A 3,408-nucleotide genomic window follows, 5' to 3' on the forward strand; every position below is an offset into this window, starting at 1 on the left:
CTCTGGGGGTGGGTCAGTCGAAGATGGGGCCCTGCGTGCGCGTGCGCTTGATCTCGTAGAAGCCCGGCGTCGAGGCGACGAGCAGCGTGCCGTCCCACAGGCGCGCCGCGGCCTCGCCCTTGGGGGCCGGGGTGACGACCGGGCCGAAGAAGGCGACCTGCTCGCCGTCGGCGCCGGGGACGGCGATGACGGGCGTGCCGACGTCCTGGCCGACCTTCTCGATGCCCTCCTTGTGGGAGGCGCGCAGCTCGGCGTCGTACGCGTCGGAGTCCATGTGGTCGGCCAGCTCGGCGGGGAGGCCGACCTCCTCCAGGGCCGCGACGACGGCCTCGCGCGTGGCGCCCTCGCCACGGTTGTGGAAGCGGGTGCCGAGCGCGGTGTAGAGCTTGCCGGTGATCTCCTCGCCGTGCTCCTGCTGGGCGGCGATGACGACACGCACCGGGCCCCAGGCCTGGGTCGCGAGCATCTCGCGGTACTCCTCGGGCAGCTCGTCGAGCCGGTCCTCGTTCAGGACGGCGAGGCTCATCACGTGCCAGCGGACCTCGACGTCGCGGACCTTCTCGACCTCCAGCATCCAGCGCGACGTCATCCACGCCCAGGGGCACAGCGGGTCGAACCAGAAGTCGACCGGGGTCTTGCCGTTGTTCTCGGACATGTCTCTCCCTAGGGAATGTGTTCGGCGCCTGGGGAGGGGAACGTCAGGGGTCCACCAGGGCATTCCCGGATGTCGGCCGACAAGGGCACATGCGAGGATCGTAGACATTCGTACGAGTCATGCGAGTCATCGCGACTCACACGTCATGCGAGTCACAAGGGAGTGCCGCCCGTGCCCGGTGAGAATCTGTCCCGCGACGAGGCCCACGAGAGGGCCGCGCTGCTGTCCGTCGATGGCTATGAGGTCTTTCTCGACCTGCGCTCGGCGCTCGGCGAGAGCGGTCAGGAGCCGCGCACGTTCCGCTCGGTGACCACGATCCGCTTCCGCGCCGAGCCGGGCGCCACGAGCTTCGCGGACCTGGTCGCGCCGAGCGTCACGGCCCTGTCGCTCAACGGCAAGGACCTGGACCCCGCCGAGGCCTTCGACGGCACCAGGATCACGCTGGAGGACCTGGCCGAGGAGAACGAACTGGTGGTGGACGCCCAGTGCGCCTACAGCCGCACCGGTGAGGGCATGCACCGCTTCGTCGACCCCGAGGACGGCGAGGTCTATCTCTACACGCAGTACGAGCCGGCGGACGCCCGCCGCGTCTTCGCCAACTTCGAGCAGCCGGACCTGAAGGCGCCCTACCGCTTCGAGGTGCGGGCCCCCGAAGGCTGGACGGTGTGGTCGAACGGCGTCGGCGAATTGGCGGACGGCGTCTGGCGGTTCGCCGAGACAAAGCCGATCTCCACCTACATCACGGCGATCGTGGCAGGCCCGTATCACTACGTGACGGACTCGTACGAGCGCGTCCTCGACGACGGTACGCGCCTGGAGATCCCCCTCGGCGCGATGTGCCGCAAGGGCCTCGCCCCGCACTTCGACGCCGACGACGTCTTCCTGGTGACCAAGCAGGGCCTGGACTTCTTCCACGACAACTTCGACTACCCCTACCCCTTCGGGAAGTACGACCAGGCGTTCGTGCCGGAGTACAACCTGGGCGCGATGGAGAACCCCGGCCTTGTCACGTTCCGCGAGGAGTTCATCTTCCGCGGCAAGGTGACCCAGGCGTCGTACGAGCGCCGGGCCAACGTGATCCTCCACGAGATGGCCCACATGTGGTTCGGCGACCTGGTCACCATGCGGTGGTGGGACGACCTGTGGCTCAAGGAGTCCTTCGCCGACTTCATGGGCTCCTTCTCGATGGTCGAGGCGACCCGCTTCACCAACGGCTGGATCACCTTCGCCAACAACCGCAAGGCGTGGGCCTACCGCGCCGACCAGCTGCCCTCCACGCACCCCGTCACGGCCGACATCCGCGACCTGGAGGACGCCAAGCTCAACTTCGACGGGATCACGTACGCGAAGGGCGCCTCGGTCCTCAAGCAGCTCGTCGCGTACGTGGGGCGCGAGGCGTTCCTGGAGGGCGCCCGGCGCTACTTCAAGCGTCACGCCTACGGCAACACGGTCCTCGGCGACCTGCTGTCGGTCCTGGAGGAGACGTCCGGGCGCGACATGACCTCCTGGTCGCGTTCCTGGCTCCAGACGGCGGGCGTCAACTCCTTGACCCCCCAGGTCATCCTGAACGCGGAGGGCCGGATCACCGAGCTGTCCGTTCTCCAGGAGGCCGCCGAGTCCCACCCCGAGCTGCGACCGCACCGGGTGGCGGTGGGCCTGTACCGCAGGGCGGCCGGTGGCGCCCTCGAGCGGTACGCCCGCGCGGAGGTCGACGTCGACGGGCCGCGCACTGTGGTGGCCGAGCTCGCCGGTGAGGCGGCGCCCGAGCTGGTCCTGGCCAACGACGACGACCTGACGTACTGCAAGCTCCGCTTCGACGAGAACTCCCTCGCGACGCTGCGGGAGCACCTGGGCGACATCACCGATCCGCTGGCCCGCGCGCTGTGCTGGTCGGCGCTGTGGAACCTCACGCGGGACGGCCTCATGCCCGCCCGTGACTTCATCGCTCTCGTGCTGCGCTTCGCCGGGCAGGAGAGCGACATCGGCGTGCTGCAGATGCTGCACGCGTGGACCAACTCCGCCCTCACGCACTACGCCGCGCCCGACTGGCGCGAGGAGGGCGGCCGGGAGCTCGCCGAGGGGGCCCTGCGGGAGCTGCGGCTCGCGGAGCCGGGGAGCCAGCATCAGCTGACGTGGGCACGCTTCTTCGCGGCGGTGGCCTCGTCGCCGGCGGACCTGCAACTCCTCGAGGGCCTGCTCGCCGGTACGGCCAAGATCGACGGCCTGGAGATCGACCAGGAGCTGCGCTGGGCACTGCTCGGCCCGCTGGCCGCGCACGGCGCCGCCGACGAGGAGGTCCTCGCGGCCGAGCTGGCCCGGGACGACACGGCTTCCGGCAAGCGGCACCAGGTGCGGTGTCTGGCCGCGCGGCCCTCGGCGGCGGTCAAGGCGCAGGCGTGGGCCTCCGTGGTGGAGTCGGACGCGCTGTCGAACGCGCTGGTCGAGGCGACGATCTCCGGTTTCGCGCAGCCGTCGCAGCGGGAGCTTGTCGCTCCCTACGTCTCCAAGTACTTCGACGCGATCGAGCGGGTCTGGTCGGAGCGGTCCATCCAGATCGGCATGGATGTGGTGCGGGGCCTGTTCCCGCACCTGCGGGACGACGAGGGCACGCTGGCGGCGACGGACGCGTGGCTCACGACCCACGCCTCGGCTCCCCCGGCCCTGCGCCGCCTGGTCCTGGAATCCCGAGACGACCTCGCCCGCGCGCTGCGTGCGCAGGCTTGCGACGGGGGGTAGGGGGCCTTCTGGGCGCC

Annotated in this window: 2 protein-coding genes; one reads left to right on the forward strand and one right to left on the reverse strand. The window is 70.2% G+C overall.

All coding sequences use genetic code 11. The annotated features are described in order from the left end of the window. Positions 1–13 precede the first annotated feature (13 nt). Positions 14–655, reverse strand: a complete 642-nt coding sequence (locus GKQ77_RS30135; protein ID WP_219692289.1) for a DsbA family oxidoreductase — start codon at positions 653–655, stop codon at positions 14–16. Positions 656–826: 171 nt separating this feature from the next. Between GKQ77_RS30135 and pepN the strand changes: the two genes are divergently transcribed. Then, complete coding sequence (pepN, locus tag GKQ77_RS30140; RefSeq protein ID WP_219692290.1) at positions 827–3,391, forward strand: aminopeptidase N; 2,565 nt, start codon at positions 827–829, stop codon at positions 3,389–3,391. Positions 3,392–3,408: the final 17 nt, after the last annotated feature.

It is taken from the genome of Streptomyces anatolicus, assembly GCF_019400875.1.
GTDB lineage: Bacteria > Actinomycetota > Actinomycetes > Streptomycetales > Streptomycetaceae > Streptomyces > Streptomyces anatolicus.